This window comes from Sphingomonas bacterium, from assembly GCF_903644055.1.
Taxonomy (GTDB): domain Bacteria; phylum Pseudomonadota; class Alphaproteobacteria; order Sphingomonadales; family Sphingomonadaceae; genus Sphingomonas_I.
The window spans coordinates 1-13,958 of sequence record NZ_CAHJXD010000215.1 but is presented as its reverse complement, the minus strand read 5'-3'; the positions used below and the strand labels follow the sequence as shown (position 1 = coordinate 13,958).

18 protein-coding genes are annotated in these 13,958 nt (G+C 66.6%); 4 read left to right on the top strand and 14 right to left on the bottom strand.

Annotated features, from left to right (window positions below):
- Positions 1–150 precede the first annotated feature (150 nt).
- The gene (gene rpsD / locus HUU94_RS09545) at positions 151–765 is read right to left on the bottom strand and encodes a 30S ribosomal protein S4 (protein WP_174274853.1); all 615 of its coding nucleotides are present in this window, start codon (positions 763–765) and stop codon (positions 151–153) included.
- A 197-nt stretch (positions 766–962) separates the two neighbouring features.
- On the opposite strand from rpsD, the gene HUU94_RS09540 reads away from it, so the two are divergent.
- Positions 963–1,268, top strand: a complete 306-nt coding sequence (locus tag HUU94_RS09540; RefSeq protein ID WP_174274852.1) for a chorismate mutase — start codon at positions 963–965, stop codon at positions 1,266–1,268.
- Here HUU94_RS09540 and HUU94_RS09535 read toward each other — a convergent pair.
- The 4 genes from HUU94_RS09535 to rpiB all read right to left on the bottom strand — a co-directional run bounded on the left by HUU94_RS09535 (position 1,235) and on the right by rpiB (position 4,683).
- Complete coding sequence (locus HUU94_RS09535) at positions 1,235–2,326, bottom strand: TrmH family RNA methyltransferase (RefSeq protein WP_174274851.1); 1,092 nt, start codon at positions 2,324–2,326, stop codon at positions 1,235–1,237. The genes HUU94_RS09540 and HUU94_RS09535 overlap by 34 nt on opposite strands.
- 96 nt (positions 2,327–2,422) lie before the next feature.
- The gene (nrdR, locus tag HUU94_RS09530) at positions 2,423–2,869 is read right to left on the bottom strand and encodes a transcriptional regulator NrdR (protein WP_174274850.1); all 447 of its coding nucleotides are present in this window, start codon (positions 2,867–2,869) and stop codon (positions 2,423–2,425) included.
- Between the two features lie 34 nt (positions 2,870–2,903).
- Positions 2,904–4,217, bottom strand: coding sequence for a serine hydroxymethyltransferase (gene glyA / locus HUU94_RS09525; RefSeq protein WP_174274849.1), 1,314 nt, complete (start codon positions 4,215–4,217; stop codon positions 2,904–2,906).
- A 1-nt stretch (position 4,218) separates the two neighbouring features.
- Entirely contained in the window at positions 4,219–4,683 is a 465-nt protein-coding gene (gene rpiB, locus HUU94_RS09520) for a ribose 5-phosphate isomerase B (RefSeq protein WP_174274848.1), read from the bottom strand.
- A 145-nt stretch (positions 4,684–4,828) separates the two neighbouring features.
- On the opposite strand from rpiB, the gene HUU94_RS09515 reads away from it, so the two are divergent.
- Positions 4,829–5,614: a succinate dehydrogenase iron-sulfur subunit gene (locus tag HUU94_RS09515; protein WP_174274847.1), complete on the top strand. Its 786-nt coding sequence runs from the start codon at positions 4,829–4,831 to the stop codon at positions 5,612–5,614.
- Between the two features lie 95 nt (positions 5,615–5,709).
- Here HUU94_RS09515 and dcd read toward each other — a convergent pair whose 3' ends face one another.
- The 3 genes from dcd to HUU94_RS09500 are packed head-to-tail and all read right to left on the bottom strand — an operon-like array spanning position 5,710 to position 7,267.
- Positions 5,710–6,264 carry a dCTP deaminase gene (gene dcd / locus HUU94_RS09510; RefSeq protein ID WP_174274846.1) on the bottom strand — a complete coding sequence of 185 codons (555 nt, stop codon included), beginning with the start codon at positions 6,262–6,264 and terminating at the stop codon, positions 5,710–5,712.
- 50 nt (positions 6,265–6,314) lie between these two features.
- Entirely contained in the window at positions 6,315–6,782 is a 468-nt protein-coding gene (locus HUU94_RS09505) for a cytidine deaminase (RefSeq protein ID WP_254602111.1), read from the bottom strand.
- Positions 6,783–6,784: 2 nt separating this feature from the next.
- Positions 6,785–7,267 carry a UPF0262 family protein gene (locus HUU94_RS09500; protein ID WP_174274844.1) on the bottom strand — a complete coding sequence of 161 codons (483 nt, stop codon included), beginning with the start codon at positions 7,265–7,267 and terminating at the stop codon, positions 6,785–6,787.
- 140 nt (positions 7,268–7,407) lie between these two features.
- Here HUU94_RS09500 and HUU94_RS09495 point away from each other — a divergent pair, with 140 nt between their 5' ends.
- A complete protein-coding gene (locus tag HUU94_RS09495; protein WP_174274843.1) occupies positions 7,408–8,898 on the top strand; it encodes a replicative DNA helicase in 1,491 nt (496 codons plus the stop codon).
- 94 nt (positions 8,899–8,992) lie between these two features.
- Here the strand turns inward: HUU94_RS09495 and HUU94_RS12680 are convergent, their stop codons facing one another.
- From HUU94_RS12680 to cobA, 6 genes are all read right to left on the bottom strand, one after another.
- Positions 8,993–9,382: a hypothetical protein gene (locus HUU94_RS12680; protein WP_217429597.1), complete on the bottom strand. Its 390-nt coding sequence runs from the start codon at positions 9,380–9,382 to the stop codon at positions 8,993–8,995.
- Positions 9,383–9,480: 98 nt separating this feature from the next.
- On the bottom strand, positions 9,481–10,260 hold the full coding sequence (locus tag HUU94_RS09485) for a phosphoadenylyl-sulfate reductase (protein WP_174274842.1): 780 nt from the start codon (positions 10,258–10,260) through the stop codon (positions 9,481–9,483).
- Positions 10,253–10,675, bottom strand: a complete 423-nt coding sequence (locus tag HUU94_RS09480; protein WP_174274841.1) for a DUF934 domain-containing protein — start codon at positions 10,673–10,675, stop codon at positions 10,253–10,255. The genes HUU94_RS09485 and HUU94_RS09480 overlap by 8 nt, the downstream gene beginning before the upstream one ends.
- Positions 10,672–12,303, bottom strand: a complete 1,632-nt coding sequence (locus HUU94_RS09475; protein ID WP_174274840.1) for a nitrite/sulfite reductase — start codon at positions 12,301–12,303, stop codon at positions 10,672–10,674. Before HUU94_RS09475 ends, HUU94_RS09480 begins: the two co-directional genes overlap by 4 nt.
- Positions 12,303–12,599, bottom strand: coding sequence for a DUF2849 domain-containing protein (locus HUU94_RS09470; RefSeq protein ID WP_174274839.1), 297 nt, complete (start codon positions 12,597–12,599; stop codon positions 12,303–12,305). Before HUU94_RS09470 ends, HUU94_RS09475 begins: the two co-directional genes overlap by 1 nt.
- Entirely contained in the window at positions 12,596–13,384 is a 789-nt protein-coding gene (gene cobA / locus HUU94_RS09465; protein WP_174274838.1) for a uroporphyrinogen-III C-methyltransferase, read from the bottom strand. The genes HUU94_RS09470 and cobA overlap by 4 nt, the downstream gene beginning before the upstream one ends.
- 128 nt (positions 13,385–13,512) lie before the next feature.
- Between cobA and HUU94_RS09460 the strand changes: the two genes are divergently transcribed.
- Positions 13,513–13,958, top strand: a 446-nt coding sequence (locus HUU94_RS09460) for a cytochrome b (RefSeq protein ID WP_174274837.1), incomplete at its 3' end; no start/stop codon positions are given.

Here is a 13,958-nt window from a genome sequence, read left to right as displayed (position 1 = left end):
GCTTGGCCAACGCTGAAGAAGAAGCGGGACCCCGGCTCAAGGCCGGGGTGACGTCAGGAGAGGGGTGGATCGATCTAAAATCATCCCGCTCTAACGAAAAGGGCGGCTGCCGTCGCCGGCGCCGCCCTTCGCTGTTTCAGGCCGATCCGATCAGCGCGAATAGAATTCGACGACGAGGTTCGGCTCCATCTTGACGGGATAGGGCACCTCGTCGAGCGTCGGCACGCGGACGAAGACGGTCTTGGTGGTGCCGTCGGGGGCGATATATTCGGGGATCTCGCGTTCCGAGAGACCCTGCGCTTCCATCACCAGCGCCATTTCCTGCGCCTTGGTGCCCAGCGTGATCTCGTCGCCCGGCTTCACCAGACGGCTGGCGATGTTGCATTTGACGCCGTTGACGCGGATGTGGCCGTGGCTGACGAGCTGACGCGCCGACCAGATCGTGGGGGTGAATTTGGAGCGATAGACCACGGCATCGAGGCGACGCTCGAGCAGGCCGATCAGGTTCTGCGAAGTATCGCCCTTCATCCGCGACGCTTCGGTATAGCTCTTCTTGAACTGCTTTTCGGTGACGTCGCCGTAATAGCCCTTGAGCTTCTGCTTCGCCTTGAGTTGCAGGCCATAATCCGAGACCTTGCCCTTGCGGCGCTGGCCGTGCTGGCCGGGGCCATATTCGCGCTTGTTGACGGGCGACTTAGGGCGGCCCCAGATATTCTCGCCCATGCGGCGATCGAGCTTATACTTGGCGCTTGAGCGCTTCGACATATGGACTTCCTCAATTGCGTGGCATCCGGCCGAAGCCGGACGAAAGCCCGGGACCGCTCTGCTGATCCACCTGGAAGGGAGGGGCAGGGCCACCGCTTCACCGAGCGTGCGGAGCCAATTGCGAGGGCGGGCACCTAGCAGAGGCGGTGCCTAAGTCAAGGTTGCGTGATGCGGCGCGGCCCCCCTATGCGGCAGGGATGACCGAAGCGCGCGCTCCCGAAGATTGCAGCACGATGGCGGAGGTGCGCGCGGGCGTCGATGCCGTGGATCGCGCGATCGGGGCGCTGCTGGGGCGGCGCTTCGGCTACATGCGCGCGGCGGCGCGCATCAAGCCCGAGCGCGATATGGTGCGCGACGAGGCGCGCAAGGCGGAGGTCATCGCCAACGCCGTGGCGCGGGCCGAAGCGGAGGACTATCCGCCGGCGATCGCGGCCGATCTGTGGGAGCGGCTGGTGGAGGCTTCGATCGCCTATGAGCTGGAAGCCTTCGACGCGGCGGACTGACCGCGCGGGCGATCCTTGGTCAGCGCGGAGAGGACACCGCGCACCGTGCGCACTTCCTGCGAATCCCACCCCGGCTTGGTGAGCAGGGTGCGCAGCGTGCGGCGGACGACGGGTTTGCGATCAAGCGGGAAGAAATAGCCCGCGGCGTCGAGCATGGTTTCGAGCTGCGCGATCATGCCATCGAGCTCGCTCTGCGGCGCCGGGGGATCGAGCGCGGTGGCGGGGGGCTGCGCGAGCTGCCGGTGCTTCGACCATTCATAGGCGACGAGGATCACCGCCTGCGCGAGATTGAGCGAACCGAATTCCGGGTTGATCGGCACGGTGACGATCGTCCGCGCCACCGCGACATCGTCGGTCCCCAGCCCCGATCGCTCGGGTCCGAACAGGATCGCGCTGCCGCCCGCCTCGGCCTGGATCGCGCGCGCCGCCGCCTCGGGCGTCACGACGGGCTTGGTGACGCCGCGCTTGCGCACGGTGGTGGCATAGACGTGCGCGCAATCGGCGACCGCCTCGGCCAGCGTTTCGAACAGGCGCGCCTGTGCGAGGACGCTGTCGGCGCCCGAAGCGGCGGGCCCGGCCGACGGATTGGGCCAGCCATCGCGGGGCGCTACGAGGCGGAGATCGGTCAGCCCGAAATTGAGCATCGCGCGCGCCGCCTTGCCGATATTCTCGCCGAGCTGGGGGCGGACGAGGACGATCGCGGGGGAGGGGGAGGGTGCGACCGCTCCACCTGCCCGCTCATCCTGAGGAGAGGCTGAGCTTGCCGAAGCCTCGTCTCGAAGGGCACGACGGGAAAGCAGTTTCAAAAGCTCGAAATCCCCGGCAATCAAAGCTTCCTTCTTGGCGCGTGACCAGCCCTTGAGCTTTCGCTCGGCAGCGAAGGCCTGCTCGCGCTCGGAAAAACTTTCGCACCACATCAGAGTGACCGGGCGCCGGTTCTGCGTGTAGCTCGGGATCGAGCCTGACTGATGTTCTCCCATGCGCCGATCCAGATCATCGGTATGGCCGACATAATAGCTGCCGTCCGAACAGCGGAGCATGTAGGTATGGAACGTCACTTCGGTCCTTCGATACGGGACTTCGACAGGCTCAGTCCCTACTCAGGATGGACGGAAAAGGGGAGTGGTAAGGGCAAGGGGAATGGAATTACCCCGTCACTCCACGCTGCCGGCGAAATCCTCGAAATCCTTGGCTTCGCGGAAATCCTTGTAAACGCTGGCGAAGCGGATGTAGGCGACGCTGTCGAGGCGCTGGAGGCCCGCCATCACCTCCTCGCCGATGCGCGTGGCGGTGACCTCGCTTTCGCCGCTGGTTTCGAGGCTGCGCTGGATACGGCTGACGAGGCGCTCGATCTGTTCGGGGGCGATCGGGCGTTTGCGCGCCGCGGTGGAGATTGCGCGTTCCAGCTTCTGGCGATCGAAGGATTGCCGGACGCCGTCCTTCTTGACGACGGTCAGTTCGCGGAGCTGGACGCGTTCGAACGTGGAGAAGCGCGCCTCGCAACTCTCGCACTGACGGCGGCGGCGGATCGCCGAGCCGTCGTCGGCGGGGCGGCTGTCCTTGACCTGGCTGTCTGCATGTCCGCAGAACGGGCAGCGCATCAGCCCTCACCCCGCCGGCGGGCGGACGAAGCCTTCACAGCTCCGGATAGATGGGAAAGCGATCGCACAGCGCCTCGACGCGCCGCTTGACCGCCGCTTCGACCAGCGGATTGCCATGCTCGCCGTTGCCGCGCAGGCCATCGAGGACGTCGGCGATCATGTCGGCGATCTCGCGGAATTCGGCGGGGCCGAAGCCGCGCGTCGTGCCCGCGGGCGAGCCGACGCGGATGCCGCTGGTCTTGACCGGCGGCAGCGGATCGAAGGGGATGCCATTCTTGTTGCAGGTGATGCCCGCGCGCTCCAGCGCCTCGTCGGCATCCTTGCCGGTGACGCCGAGCGGGGTCAGGTCGATCAGCGCGAGATGCGTGTCGGTGCCGCCGGAGACCACTTCGGCACCGCGCTCCTTGAGCCGCGCCGCCAGCGCCTTGGCATTTTCGATCACCGCGCGCGCATAGCTCTTGAACTCGGGCTGCAAGGCCTCGCCGAACGCCACCGCCTTGGCGGCGATGACGTGCATCAGCGGTCCGCCCTGAAGGCCGGGGAAGACCGCCGAGTTGATCTTCTTCGCCAGCGCCTCGTCGTCGGTCAGGATCATGCCGCCGCGCGGGCCGCGCAAGGTCTTGTGCGTGGTGGTGGTGACGACGTGCGCGTGGCCGATCGGCGAGGGGTGGCAGCCGCCCGCGACCAGCCCGGCGAAATGCGCCATGTCGACCATGAACGTGGCGCCGACCGCGTCCGCGATCCTGCGGAAGCGCGCGAAATCGATCTGGCGGGGATAAGCGGAGCCGCCGGCGATGATCAGCCTGGGGCTATGCGCGCGGGCCAGCGCTTCGACCTCGTCATAATCGATCAGGTGCGTGTCGCGGGTGACGCCATATTGAATGGCATTGAACCATTTGCCCGACATCGCGGCGCGGGCGCCGTGCGTGAGGTGGCCGCCGGCGTCGAGGCTCATGCCGAGGATCGTCTCGCCGGGTTTGACCAGCGCGAGCATCACCGCGCCGTTGGCCTGCGCGCCCGAATGCGGCTGGACGTTGACGAAGCCGCAGCCGAAAAGCTGCTTGGCGCGATCGATCGCGAGCGCCTCGACCGTGTCGGAGGGCGCGCAGCCCTGATAGTAGCGCTTGCCGGGATAGCCCTCGGCATATTTGTTGGTGAAGACCGAGCCCTGCGCCTCCAGCACCGCCTTGGAGACGATATTCTCGCTGGCGATCAGCTCGATCTGCTTCTTCTCGCGCGCCACCTCGCGCTCGAGCCCCGCGAACACCGCGGGATCGGCCTCGGCGAGCCCGCGCGTGAAGAAGCCGTCGGGCTGGACGTCCGCCAGATGTGCGGGATTGCTGCTCATGTCAGGCCTCGATCGGTTGCGCACGGAGCGCGGGATGGGAAAGCTGGTCGATACGTCGCTGGTGGCGGCCGCCTTCGAAGCGGGTCGAGAGAAAGGCGGTGAGGCAGGCCTTGGCCATTTCCTCGCCGATCGTGCGCGCGCCCATCGCGATGACGTTGGCGTCGTTGTGCGATCGCGCGAGCTGCGCCGAGAGGGGCTCGGAGACGAGCGCGCAGCGGCAGGCGGGCTCGCGGTTGACCGCGATCGAGATGCCGATGCCCGATCCGCACAGCGCGACGCCGGCGTCGGCGCGCCCCTCGGCGATCGCGCGCGCCAGCCGATAGCCGTAATCGGGGTAATCGACCGATGCGGTATCGAACGGCCCCAAATCCTCGACCGAAAAGTGCTGCGATTCCAGCAGCGCGACCAGCACCGTCTTCAGCCCGATCGCCGCATGATCCGAAGCGATGACGATACGGCTGGCCAATCCCTCATGCTCCCACGATTCGGAATGCGCGCTCCTTAGGCGCTGACATGCAATCGCGCCACCCGCCGACGCAATCGCGCGTGCGCGCAACGGGCTTTCCGTTCGGCCTTCGCTTCGCTATCGGCCTGAGAACGGAAGGAAACCAATGGCCGAATTCGCTCTCCCCAAAAACTCCGTCATCAAGGGCAACCGCAAGGTCAACACGATCGACGGCGGGGCGAAGACTATCCGCAAGTTCAAGGTCTACCGCTACGATCCCGAGGGTGGCGCCAACCCGCGTTACGATACCTATGAGCTCGATCTCGAGCAGACCGGGCCGATGGTGCTCGACGCGCTGATCAAGATCAAGAACGAGCTCGACAGCACGCTGACCTTCCGCCGCTCGTGCCGCGAGGGCATCTGCGGATCCTGTTCGATGAACATCGACGGGCGCAACGGCCTAGCCTGCACCACCGCGATCGAGGATGTGAAGGGCGAGGTGAAGATCACGCCGCTGCCGCACATGGACGTCATCAAGGATCTCGTCCCCGATTTCACGCACTTCTACGCGCAATATGCCTCGATCAAGCCCTGGCTGCAGACGGTGACGCCGCCGCCTTCGGGCAAGGAACGGCTGCAATCGCCGGAGCAGCGCGCCGAGTTGGACGGGCTTTACGAGTGCATCCTGTGCGCCTGCTGCTCGACGAGCTGCCCGAGCTATTGGTGGAACAGCGACAAGTTCCTGGGCCCGGCGATCCTGCTCCAGGCCTATCGCTGGCTCGCCGACAGCCGCGACGAGATGACCGGCGAGCGGCTCGACGAGCTGGAGGATCCGTTCCGCCTCTACCGCTGCCACACGATCATGAATTGCGCCAACGTCTGCCCCAAGGGTCTTAACCCCGCGCGCGCGATCGCCGAGATCAAGAAGATGGAAGTCGAGCGCCAGCTTTAGAAAGTAACGTCATCCCAGCGAAAGCTGGGATCTCGGGCGGTAGGAAACGCACTGATGGCGGGAGACCCCAGCTTTCGCTGGGGTGACGGAGCTAGTTACAGCCGGGGCAGCGTGACGCCTTGCTGGCGCATATATTTGCCCGCGCGATCGGCGTAGCTCACCTCGCATGGCTCGTTGCCTTGCAGGAAGAGGAATTGGCACGCGCCCTCGTTGGCATAGACCTTGGCGGGCAATGGCGTGGTGTTGGAAAATTCCAGCGTGACGTGCCCCTCCCAGCCGGGTTCCAGCGGGGTGACGTTCACGATGATCCCGCAGCGCGCGTAGGTGGATTTGCCGAGGCAGATCACCAGCACGTCGCGCGGCACGCGGAAATATTCGACCGTGCGGGCGAGCGCGAAGCTGTTCGGCGGGATGATGCAGCACCCGGTCTTGCGATCGACGAAGCTGTTGGCGGCGAAATCCTTGGGGTCGACCGTCGCCGAATCGACGTTGGTGAAGATCTTGAACTCGTCGGCGACGCGCGCGTCGTATCCGTAGCTCGACAGGCCGTAGCTGATGCAGCCGTCGCGTCGCTGCGCCTCGACGAAGGGCTCGATCATGCCGTGCGCGGTCGCCTGCTCGCGGATCCAGCGATCGGACATTACGGACATGGCGCGTTCCTCCCCGGCGGGCTTTCGCCGCGATGGCGGACAACTGCAAGTCAGCCGATGCCGAGATTGGCGGGACCGAAGGGGTGGGGAAGCAGTTCGGAAAGCAGGTGGCGCTCGATCACCGTGCCGTCGCCGCTCGCGCAATAGACCGTGAGGTCGCGCTTTCCCATCTGCGCGGCTTCGTTCAAGACCTGGCGGCAGCGGCCGCAGGGATAGATCGGCGCTTCGCCCGCCAGGCCGCCGCCGGGCGTCATCGCGCCGCCGACGATGCCGACCGCAACGACGTCGCGCAGCCTCCCCGCGACGTTCGCCGCCGCGAGTGCGACGGTCTCGGCGCACAGCGAGAGGCCGTAGCTGGCATTCTCGAAATTGGTGCCGGGGACGATCGTGCCGTCGGTCAGCAGCAGCGCCGCGCCGACCGCGAAGCGCGAATAAGGCGCGTGCGCGTTGCGCGCCGCCTCGCGCGCGGCCTCGATCAGCACGCTGGCGGCGACATCCTCGATCGGCACCTCCGCCACCTTCATCCCCTGATGTGCAGAACGCAGATGAGCGTGAACAGCCGCCGCGCGGTATCGAAATCTACGTCGATCTTGCCCTCCAGCCGCTCGACCAGCAAGGTCGCGGCTTCGTTGTGGAGCGCGCGGCGCGCCATGTCGATCGTCTCGATCTGCTCGGGCGTCGCTTTGGCGACCGCCTGGTAATAGCTTTCGCAGATCGCGAAATACTCCTTGATCGGGCGGCGGAAGCGGCCGAGCGCGAGGATCAGCGTTTCGAGCAACCGCCTGTCCTCGCTCGCAATATCGATCGCCAGCCGGCCTTCCTCGACGCGCAGCGCCAGCCGGTACGGCCCGGCATAGCCCTGGGGATAGGCTTTCAGGGGGGCGAAGCGATTCTCCTCGAGCAGATCGAAGATCGCGATCCGCCTTTCCTGCTCGATATCGGCGTTGCGCCACAGGATCGTGCGCTCGTCCAGATCGATCGAGATCAGGCGGGGATCGGCCATGCCGTGGTCTATCGGAGGCGCGCGGCGCTGGCTACTGGCGGATCCGCACGAAGACTTAGCGACGTTGTCCACAGAAGCGCCCAGCGCTTTATTGTCGCGGCCGGCTTGAGCGCGGGGGCCGGCGCGCGGATAGCAAGTGGATGGCCGAACCCTTTCGACTCGTACCGCCGACGGAACCCCCGCAGGGGACGCTTCCGCACAATGTCGAGGCGGAGGCGGCGTTGCTCGGCGCGCTGATGATCGACAATCGGCTGGTCGAGGATGTGCAGATCAGGCTGCGCGCCGATCATTTCCACGAGCCCGCGCATGGCCGTATCTATGAGGCGATCCTGCGGCTGGTCGATCGCAACATGATCGCCAATCCGGTGACGCTGCGGCCGATGTTCGAGGGCGACGAGGCGCTGAAGGAGCTGGGCGGGCCCGGCTATCTCGCGCAGCTCACCGGATCGGGCGCGGCATTGATCGGCGCGCGCGATTTCGCGACGCAGGTCTATGATCTTGCCCTGTTGCGCGCGCTGATCGGCGTCGGGCGCGAGATGGTCGAGAAAGCGATCGACACATCGGAAAGCGTCGATCCCAAGAGCCAGATCGAGGAGGCGGAGGTCGCGCTGTATCGCGTGGCCGAAGAGGGCGGCGAGCAGGGCAGCGTCAAGACGTTCGGCCAGGCGACGCGGCTCGCGGTGGAGCAGGCCGAGCGCGCGCTCAATTCGGGCGGGCATCTTTCGGGGATCACCACCGGGCTCGACAGCATCAACGGCAAGATCGGCGGGCTGCACGCCTCCGACCTCATCATCCTCGCGGGGCGCCCCGGCATGGGCAAGACCGCGCTCGCCACCAACATGGCGTTCAACGCCTCGCGCCGGCTGATCCGCGATCGCGAGGACGGGATCGAGGAGGGCAAGTCGGTCGGCGCCGGCGTGGCCTTCTTCAGCCTCGAAATGTCGGCGGATCAGCTCGCGACGCGTATCCTTTCCGAGCAGTCGGGGATTTCCTCCGAGAATCTGCGGATGGGCAAGATCAGCCAGCTCGATTTCCGCAACCTCGCGCGCGCGGCGCAGGATCTGGAGAGCCTGCCGCTCTATATCGACGATACGCCCGGGCTGACGATCGCCGCGCTGCGAACCCGCGCGCGCCGGCTGAAGCGCCAGCGCGGGATCGGCATGATCGTCGTCGATTATCTCCAGCTTTTGCAGGGATCGGCGCGCGGCGCGAGCGAGAATCGCGTGCAGGAGATTTCGGAGATCAGCCGCGGCCTCAAGCAGCTCGCCAAGGAATTGCAGGTGCCCGTATTGGCGCTGTCCCAGCTCAGCCGCCAGGTGGAGAGCCGCGAGGACAAGCGGCCGCAGCTATCGGACCTGCGCGAATCGGGATCGATCGAGCAGGACGCCGATATCGTGATGTTCGTCTATCGCGAGGAATATTATGTCGCCGCGCGCGAGCCCAAGCATCCGACCGAGGGCGACGACGCCAAGACCTTCGAGGCGCACGACCAGTGGATGCGCGACATGGACCGCGCCTACGGCCTCTGCGAGGTCATCATCGCCAAGCAGCGCCACGGTGCCACGGGCAAGGTCAAGCTCAAGTTCGAGAACAAGATCACTCGCTTTTCGGATCTTGCCGACGAGGGTTGACCGTCAGGCGCCGCCGAAATGCCCCACCCGAACTGACAGGAAAAGGGCGCCCCGGCGGAAACCGGGACGCCCTTTCTTGCCGATGGCCTATCGGTCAGCGGCGACCGTAGCCGCCGCGTCCGCGACCGTAATGACCGCCACCACGGCCATAATAGCCGCGCCCGTAGCCGCCGCCGTAGTAGCCGCGCCCATAATAGCCGGGCGCATAGACGACGCCATAGGCCGGCCCGTAATAGCTTGGCCCGTAATAGCCGTATCCACCGCCATAATAAGCCGGATAGCCGGCATCGTAATAGCCATTGTAGCCGTTGCCATAATAGCCGCGGTCGACGGAGGATGCGATCGCCGCGCCGACGCCGAGGCCGATGATCCCGGCCGCGATGGCGGCACCACCATGATCGCGTGCCTCTGCCGGCTGGACCGCCGCGATCGAGGTCGCCCCGATGACCGAGGCGGCAATGAAGGCTTTCATCCCGGTACGCATCATATTCTCCTACGCTATGTCCATACGTGGACGCTCAAAGGGAATTACGCGAGTCGCTGTGAATGGTTGCAGAATGCGGCTTGCAGCACAGGTTAAGCTCAAAAAGCTGGCTCGTCACCGGGATTGATCGGCTGGTGGATGCCGCACTCCACTTTCTCCCAGCCGCGCCAGCGCCCCGCGCGGTGGTCCTCGCCCTGCGCGACCCTGCTGGTGCAGGGCGAGCAGCCGATCGAGGGATAGCCCTGCGCCTCCAGCGGGTGATGCAGCAGCTTGTGCGTGTCGAAATAGGCATTGAGCGCCTCTTTAGGCCAGCTTGCGAGCGGATTGATCTTGAGCTTGGGGCCGCTCACCGCCGCATCCGCCTCGTCGAGCTCGAACAGGGGCAAGGCGGTGCGCGTGCCCGCCTGAAAACCCTTGCGGCCCGAAATCCAGACATCGAAGTCCCTGAGCGCGCGCTTCAGCGGCTCCACCTTGCGGATATCGCAGCAGCCGTCGGGATCGTAGGACCAGCGCAGCCCGGTCGCGTCCCGCTCGCTAAGCAGGCGCGGATCGGGGCGATAGACGCGCAGATCGGTGAATCCCAGCCGCTCGGCGAGCTCGTCGCGATAGGCCAAAGTCTCCCCGAACATCTTCTGTGTGTTGGTGAAGATCAGCGGAATGTCGCGGTCGATCTCCGAAACCATGTGCAGCAGCACCGCCGATTCGGCGCCGAACGACGAGACCAAGGCGGCGCGTCCGGAAAGTTCGCCGGCGAGAAGCGTGCGCAGCAGCTCCGGCGCGGGCACATCGAGGAAGCGCGCGTTGAGCGCCGCCACGTCCGCCGCCGTGAAGGCGGGGCGCGTGTCGATCACGTCCAATGCGCGCGCGGACTCAGCCATGCCGCAGCTTCCAGACCGGCGCGCGCGCCTCGGCGGCTTTCTGATAAACGTAGGGGAAGCGGGCGAGGGCTTGTTCGACCGCCGCCCGATCGAGCGGCTTCTCGCTGGCGAGCGCATCGAAGCCGCAGCGGCGCAGGAATATCACCTGATCGATCAGCACATCGCCCTGCGCGCGCAACTCGCCCTCATAGCCGGCTTCGCGCAGGATGCGGGCGGAGGAATAGCCACGACCGTCGCGGAAGGCCGGGAAGGCGATCTCGATCAGCCGCAGCCGATCGAGGAAGGGCAGCAGCGCGCGCGCATCCTCGCCCGACTCCAGCCGCACCGCGGTGGCGTCGGGCTGGGCGAGGAACCCGTCGAGCGTGACCGCCGGCTCCTCGTGCGCGGCATCGGTGCGGAAGCGGATCAGCGTCATGCGTAGATCGCCGCCTTGAAGGGTTCGGCGCCGACGCGGCGGTAGGTGTCGAGGAAACGTTCGCCGTCGGTACGCAGGCCGCGATACAGCTCCAGCGCCCTTTCGACCGCATCGACGACGCCGTCTTCGGAGAAGCCGGGGCCGATGATCCGGCCGACGCTGGCGTCCTCCGCGCCCGATCCGCCGAACGAGAGCTGGTAATTCTCCTCGCCCTTTCGATCGACGCCGAGGATGCCGATGTGCCCGGCGTGATGGTGGCCGCAGGCGTTGATGCAGCCCGAGATCTTGAGCTTGACCTCGCCGAGATCACGCTGGCGATCCATGTCGCCGAAGCGGAGCGCGAGCTTCTGCGCGAGCGGGATCGAGCGCGCGTTGGCGAGGCTGCAATAATCGAGGCCGGGGCAGGCGATGATGTCGCTGATGAGATCGAGATTGGGCGTTGCGAGGCCGGCGGCGTCGAGGGTGCGCCAAACTTCAGGAAGGTCACGCATATGAACATGGGGAAGTACGATGTTCTGGGCGTGGGTGATGCGGAGTTCGTCGTGGCTGAAGCGCTGGGCCAGATCGGCTATGACGTCCATCTGATCGGCGGTGGCGTCGCCCGGGATGCCGCCGATCGGCTTGAGGCTGATCGTGACGATGGCGTGGCCGGGCACCTTGTGGCGGACGACCTGATGATCGGCCCAGAGCGCGAAGGCGGGATCGCCGCGGTCGATCGTTACGGATGCGTCATGAACCAGCGCGGGCGGCGCGAACAGCGCGTGGATGCGCTCCAACTCGGCCGCCGGCGGATCGAGACCCAGCGTCTTCACATGCGCATATTCCTCCTCGACCTCGGCGCGATATCGGTCGGCACCGATCTCGTGGACGAGGATCTTGATCCGCGCCTTGTAGATATTGTCGCGGCGCCCGTAGCGATTGTAGACGCGCAGGCAGGCTTCGAGATAGCTCAGCAACTCGGCTTCCGGCAGGAACTCGCGGATCAGCGGCGCGACCATCGGCGTGCGCCCCTGGCCGCCGCCGACATAGACCTCGAAACCGAGCGCGCCCTGGCGCTCCACCAGCTTGAGCCCGATATCGTGCAGCCGCATCGCCGCGCGATCCTCGTCCGCCGCGATCACCGCGATCTTGAACTTGCGCGGCAGCAGGCAGAATTCGGGGTGGAAGCTGCTCCACTGGCGCATCAGCTCGGCATAGGGGCGGGGGTCCGCCACCTCGTCCGCCGCGGCGCCGGCATATTGATCCGACGAGATGTTGCGGATGCAGTTTCCGCTGGTCTGGATCGCGTGCATCTCGACCGTCGCCAGCTCGGCGAGAATGTCGGGCGCGTCCTCCAGCTTGATCCAATTATACTGGAGGTTCTGGCGGGTGGTGAAGTGGCCATAGTCGCGATCGTAGCGGCGCGCGATATGCGCGAGCATCCGCATCTGGCGGCTGTCGAGCGTGCCGTAGGGGATCGCGACGCGCAGCATATAGGCGTGGAGTTGGAGATAGAGGCCGTTCATCAGCCGCAGCGGCTTGAACTGATCCTCGCTCAGCGCGCCCGACAGGCGGCGCGCGACCTGATCGCGGAATTCCGCGACGCGCGCATCGACGATCGCCTGATCATATTCGTCGTAGCGGTACATCAGATTTCCCAGCGTCCCGCACCCGCAACGGCGGGCGCCACGGCGAAATCGGGGCGGACGGTCGGCCCGGTCGCGCGAATGCGATCCTTGATGTGGAGCGGCACGGGGCCCGCCGGCCCGGCGGCGGCATCGGCGACATAAGGCGCGTTGACCCGCAGCGCCGCTTCCTCGCGCTTGGCGACACTTTCGGCCTGATCGCCCGCGTCGACCGCCTCGGCGATGTGACGCGACCATGTGCGGCCCGTCCACCATGTCACGTCGCCGGTGAGGAGATCGTTGCCGGTGACGAGCCTCATGCCAGCGCCCCCGCCTGACGGGCGAAGCGCAGCATCCGATCCTCGGCATCCGACAGCAGCACGACCTCACCGACGACGATGATCGCCGGGCTCAGTACCTTTTCGCGCAGCAGCAGCCCGCCGAGATCGGCCAGCACCGTCCGCATCGCCCGCGATCCCGTCAGCGTCCCGCGCTCCAGCACCGCGACAGGGAGCTCGGGCGCCAGACCATCGGCCATCAATTTGTTGGCGATCGCATCGCCGCTGGCGACGCCCATGTAGATCACCAGAGTGCGGCCCTTGCCCGCGAGGCCCGACCAATCCTGATCGGCGAGACCCTTGCATTGGCCCGCGACGAAGCTGACCGCGCTCGACCAGTTGCGGTGCGTGAGCGGCAGCATCGCCTCCGCCGCGCAGCCCAGCGCCGCCGAGACGCCCGGCACGACCTCCACCGGCAATCCCGCCGCGCGCACCGCCTCGACCTCCTCGCCGCCGCGCCCGAAGACGAAGGGATCGCCGCCCTTGAGCCGCACGACGATCGACCCGGCCTTGACGTGCGCGATGATCAGCGCGTTGATCGCCTGCTGCGGCAGCGTGTGCCGCGCGCGCTGCTTGGCGACCGAGATGCGCTGCGCCTCCGCCGGGGCGTGATCGAGCACCGCCGGATCGATCAGCCCATCATGGACGACGACATCGGCGCGCCGCAGCGCCTCGACCGCGCGCACCGTCAGCAGGCCCGGATCGCCGGGACCCGCGCCGACCAAGATGACGCGTCCGCGCGCCTGGGGATCGAGGAGGCTTGCCATGGCGCACAGATGGCCTTGGCGCGGCACCGAGACAAGGCAAGTTTGCTTGCCGACCGCCTAGCGCAGCTTGCACGTTGACGCTCCCCGCCGCGCAGGTCATGTTCGGCATTCCTAGCGGGGGACGATCAATGGCACGGCAGGCGACCTGGAATGCGGAGGCGGGGCCGCTCTCGCGCTACACCGGAGTCGCGATCGCGCTCCACTGGGCGATCGCGGCCTTCATCCTCTTCAACCTCGTCACCGGGCTGTGGCTGGACAGCATGCCGCGCGGCACGATCGCCATCCATATCTCCTCGGGCATCTCGGTCCTGATCCTCACGGTGGCGCGGATCGTCTGGCGGCTGACGCACAAGCCGCCGCCTTATCCCTCGGACATGCCGGCGTGGGAGCGGGGCCTCGCGCATCTCGTCCATTTCTGCCTCTATGCGGCGATGCTGATCATGCCGCTGTCGGGTTGGGCGATGATCTCCGCCAACCCGCCGGCCGGATCGCCGGGCGCCGCTTATGCCGATACCTTGCGCGCGCCGCCGCCGCCCGCCGCCGCCGCCGTGCTGCCCGATGCCAACAAGCCCTC

Bases quoted from the DNA above. Each gene is read 5' to 3' on its own strand.
- rpsD (WP_174274853.1), bottom strand. From the start codon at position 765: ATGTCGAAGCGCTCAAGCGCCAAGTATAAGCTCGATCGCCGCATGGGC.
- HUU94_RS09540 (WP_174274852.1), top strand. From the start codon at position 963: ATGACCGAAGCGCGCGCTCCCGAAGATTGCAGCACGATGGCGGAGGTG.
- nrdR (WP_174274850.1), bottom strand. From the start codon at position 2,869: ATGCGCTGCCCGTTCTGCGGACATGCAGACAGCCAGGTCAAGGACAGC.
- glyA (WP_174274849.1), bottom strand. From the start codon at position 4,217: ATGAGCAGCAATCCCGCACATCTGGCGGACGTCCAGCCCGACGGCTTC.
- HUU94_RS09515 (WP_174274847.1), top strand. From the start codon at position 4,829: ATGGCCGAATTCGCTCTCCCCAAAAACTCCGTCATCAAGGGCAACCGC.
- dcd (WP_174274846.1), bottom strand. From the start codon at position 6,264: ATGTCCGTAATGTCCGATCGCTGGATCCGCGAGCAGGCGACCGCGCAC.
- HUU94_RS09500 (WP_174274844.1), bottom strand. From the start codon at position 7,267: ATGGCCGATCCCCGCCTGATCTCGATCGATCTGGACGAGCGCACGATC.
- HUU94_RS09495 (WP_174274843.1), top strand. From the start codon at position 7,408: ATGGCCGAACCCTTTCGACTCGTACCGCCGACGGAACCCCCGCAGGGG.
- HUU94_RS12680 (WP_217429597.1), bottom strand. From the start codon at position 9,382: ATGCGTACCGGGATGAAAGCCTTCATTGCCGCCTCGGTCATCGGGGCG.
- HUU94_RS09485 (WP_174274842.1), bottom strand. From the start codon at position 10,260: ATGGCTGAGTCCGCGCGCGCATTGGACGTGATCGACACGCGCCCCGCC.
- HUU94_RS09480 (WP_174274841.1), bottom strand. From the start codon at position 10,675: ATGACGCTGATCCGCTTCCGCACCGATGCCGCGCACGAGGAGCCGGCG.
- HUU94_RS09475 (WP_174274840.1), bottom strand. From the start codon at position 12,303: ATGTACCGCTACGACGAATATGATCAGGCGATCGTCGATGCGCGCGTC.
- HUU94_RS09470 (WP_174274839.1), bottom strand. From the start codon at position 12,599: ATGAGGCTCGTCACCGGCAACGATCTCCTCACCGGCGACGTGACATGG.
- cobA (WP_174274838.1), bottom strand. From the start codon at position 13,384: ATGGCAAGCCTCCTCGATCCCCAGGCGCGCGGACGCGTCATCTTGGTC.